General features: G+C 68.2%; 2 protein-coding genes. One reads left to right on the forward strand and one right to left on the reverse strand.

Features of this window, described 5'->3' with window-relative positions:
* Positions 1 to 251: 251 nt before the first annotated feature.
* Positions 252 to 1,424, reverse strand: a complete 1,173-nt coding sequence (locus VGF64_18000; GenBank protein ID HEY1636653.1) for a site-2 protease family protein — start codon at positions 1,422 to 1,424, stop codon at positions 252 to 254.
* Positions 1,425 to 1,908: 484 nt separating this feature from the next.
* On the opposite strand from VGF64_18000, the gene VGF64_18005 reads away from it, so the two are divergent.
* Positions 1,909 to 3,045: an ArsA family ATPase gene (locus tag VGF64_18005; protein HEY1636654.1), complete on the forward strand. Its 1,137-nt coding sequence runs from the start codon at positions 1,909 to 1,911 to the stop codon at positions 3,043 to 3,045.
* The last annotated feature ends 700 nt before the right edge of the window (positions 3,046 to 3,745 follow it).

Here is a 3,745-nt window from a genome sequence, read left to right on the forward strand (position 1 = left end):
GCGGCGGCGACCGTGAAAGTCCCGTCGCTTCGGGCACCAGTGAGGTCAACGACGCCCGGAACGTGCACGAAGGGAAGCCAGTGCCCCGGTAGCGCCGGCTGGCGCGGGCCGCCTGTTCCTTGACCGCCGCAGCCCGCTAACGCCGATCCGACGACGAGGAGGCAAAAAATGAGAGCGCGCGCTGAACCCTCTCTTCCCAAGACCCATTGGATGGCGCCCACTCAGGGCACCCTACGCCGCCTTGGCGAATGTCAGCGCCCGGCGCTCGGGGCTTGATCGATCGTCTGAACGTCCGGGGCGCCGCTGGGCGTCCGCGAGCGCTCCGGATGGCTGCGGGTCAGGTCGGAGGGAGCGATGATCCCCAACAGGCGGTCGCCGTCCATGACAAGAGCCCGCCCGGACGGCCCCTCGGCCATCAGTCTCGCCACCTCGAGGGCCGGTTGCTCTGGGCGCACGAGCGGGACCCGAGCGAGAGGCCAGGCGATCTCGGCGACACGGCGGAAGCCGCGCTGTTCCTGAGGGACGGACCCCAGCTGCTTGACGGTGACAAGGCCAGCGAGACCGCGCTGCCACTCATCGATCGGGAACGCGCCCGGGTGACGAGCCCTGGCGTAGTCGTCGATGAAAGCTTGGACAGTCAGCCAGCCCGGGCCGCCGACAGGATCGGGGGTCATGATGTCGGCCGCCCGGAGGTCCTGGAGGGAGTGACGCAGCCTTGCTTGGCTCTGCTCGGCACGTGAGGCGCTCATCAAGAACCAACCGACCAGTGCCAGCCAGAGGCCGCCAATGCCGTTGACGGCGAATCCCACGAAGCCGAGCGCCACCAGGACAAGTCCGAGGACCCAGCCGGCCCTGCTGACCGTCTCGGTGGCCCGTAACGGGTCCCCGTACCGTCGCCAGAGTGCGGCGTGGAGCAGTCGACCGCCGTCAAGGGGCGCGCCGGGCAACACGTTGAACACGGCCAGGATCACGTTGATCGCCCCGAGCCAGCCCAGGGCGGCGGCGATGAGCGGCGACCAGCCCAGGGCGCCCAGTGCCAGTCCGAGCCCACCCAGTCCGAGGCCAAGGATCAAGCTGACCAGGGGGCCGATCCCGGAGATCCGGAGCTCCTCGGCCGGGTTGGCCGCCTCGCCGTCGATGCGGGTGACCCCGCCTAGGGCCCACAGCGTGATCCCGTCGACGGCCAAGCCTTGGCGACGAGCGACCACGGCGTGACCGAGCTCGTGGGCAAGGATCGCAGCGAGAAAGGCGACAGCGGTAAGCGCACCGGCCGCGCCGTAGGCCCAGCCTGCGTAGCCGGGGGCGTTGGACGGCAGACTGTTGCCTGCCAGGCCCGTCGCCACGAACACGGCCACTATGGGGAGGCTCCAATTGAGCCCAACCCTCACTCCGGCGATATGGCCCAGCCGAAGGCTGTCCTTCACGCTTCCTCCACTAACCAGCTCATACCTGGACCTCCAGTTGTGTCTAACAAGATCGGCTCATCCGTTATGCCGGTGGTCGCCGCGGGCGGTTGCCCGGAGTCGGGCTCGTCCGCTGGTGGCCGGGGTCATGGTGAACGCCCCGCCGAGGCGGATTCTCTGGTCTCTGATAGGGGCCGGAGTTACAAGTGATCGGTCTTGCGTACAGCCCTCGGATCGCTGGCTACGAGCTCCGCCAGCGGTCAGACGGCCGGTCCAGGGACGACCGTGACGCTGCCCGAGTGTGGGCCGTTCCCAGCGACGCAGCGAGACAAGCGTCGAGGAGAATCGTCTCGATGTAACCCCGGTGGATATCTGCTCTGACGAGGACACTGGCCATCGAATCGTTACCAGGCCAACCAACGAGAGGGAGTCACATGCCCACGACCCGAGCAAAGAGGTGCGCCCTCCCCGCCCACCCGGGTGCCCCGAGGGTGGGCTCGGGCTGATGATCGACCTGGCCCATCTCGTCGAGGACCGGCGGATCATCGTCTGCTGCGGATCGGGCGGGGTGGGCAAGACCACGTCGGCGGCCGCCTTCGCCCTCGAGGGCGCCCGCCGGGGGCGGCGGACCTGCGTCGTCACTATCGATCCGGCCCGACGGCTCGCCGACGCGCTGGGGCTTGGGTCGCTCACAAACAGCCCCGGGCGGGTGGAGGGCCGGTGGCCGGGGGAGCTCTGGGCTCTGATGCTGGACACCAAGAGCACCTTCGACGCCCTGATCACCCGTTACGCCGCCGGCGCCGATCAAGCCGAGGGGATACTCGACAACCGCCTGTATCGCAGCCTCTCCGCCTCCTTGTCTGGCACCCAGGAGTACATGGCCATGGAGAAGCTCCACGAGCTCAACGAGGAGGGCGGGTTCGACCTCATCGTGGTGGACACCCCGCCGACCCGCAGCGCGCTCGACTTCCTCAGCGCTCCTCGCCGCCTGACCCGCCTCCTCGACAACCGGGTCTTCCGGGCGGTGGTGATGCCGACTCGAACCTACCTGCGGGTCGTCAGCGTGGCCTCCCAGGCGTTGCTGCGCCCGGCGTCCAAGATCGTCGGATCGGAGATGGTCAGCGACGTGGTGGCCTTCTTCCAGGCCTTCGCGGGGATGGAGGAAGGAGTCCGCAACCGGGCGAACCGTGTCCAGGAGCTGTTGTCGGATCCCTTGACCGCCTTCGTGCTGGTCACCTCGCCAAGACGGGACGCCGTCGAGGAGGCCCTGTTCTTCGCCGACCGCCTCGCCGAATCTCACATCGCCGTGCAGGGACTTGTCGTCAACCGCTTGTACCCACGCTTCGATGCGCAGGCAACCGAATCGTCCTCGGCCACCGCGCTCAGCGGGTTGGCAGATGGAGCCGGCATGGGCAGGAACGGGCGAGCCTTGGCTGCGCTCGTGGCCAACCGGGACGAGCTCCGGGCCATGGCCGAGCGCGAGGAGACCCATTACGCCGCCTTGGCCGCCCGGCTGGCGCCCGCCCCTGCGGCCCGAGTGCCCCTCCTGCCCACCGACGTCCACGATCTCGACGGCCTGGCCGTCGTCGCCGATCACATCTTCCGAGCGGGCGAGGTCGCAACGGAGGCCCCTGCTGCGTAGCTGCATTCAGCGGGGGTCGAGCCGAGACCAGCCTCCCCAGCAGTCGGGCGGAACTCCCGCGAACGGACCCGCCAGGGTGTCCACGAAGCCGAACAGGCCGACACAGACGCTGAGAGGGACCGGAGGGTAGTCGCGCGTTCCGTAGCGCAGACCAACGAGATCCGAGCCCGGGAGCCTTGAGGGTCACGTAACCAGGCCGCATATCTGTTCTCCGAACACACAAGACCGGCGAGTTTCCGACCTCTCTCGGTCGTTGCAGCGCGTACTAGCTGTGGCGACCTGGAGGGGATCGGACCGAAGGAAAGGAAAGCGAATGGCGGCCAAGCGGGCTCTCCGGGTTGCTCCGGTGTCGACCCACGCCACCAACAACGGCCATGCTCGCCTGTCGGAACAGCTGGAGTCGGCATGAGGTTCCCCGATCGCAAGACGACGATCAGGTCCACGAACAACGAGCGGCTCATGGCTCATTCTCGCTATGCGGTCAAAACTGACGACCCGCCGTCGAGACCTGCGACGGGCCTGGGGCGGAGGCCGCGGCTTCTGGTCGGGCTAGCACGATCGTCGAGGTGGCGCCCACCGGCAAACGACTAGCGACTAGTGCGGCGGGCGATGGATACGGAGTAGGCGCCCGGGCGGGCCAGCAGGATCGGATCTTCGGTGAGGCGAATGCCGTCAGGAACCCGCACGGGGTCAAACACAA

The sequence above is a fragment of the Acidimicrobiales bacterium genome, from assembly GCA_036491125.1.
In the GTDB taxonomy this organism is placed as follows: domain Bacteria; phylum Actinomycetota; class Acidimicrobiia; order Acidimicrobiales; family AC-9; genus AC-9.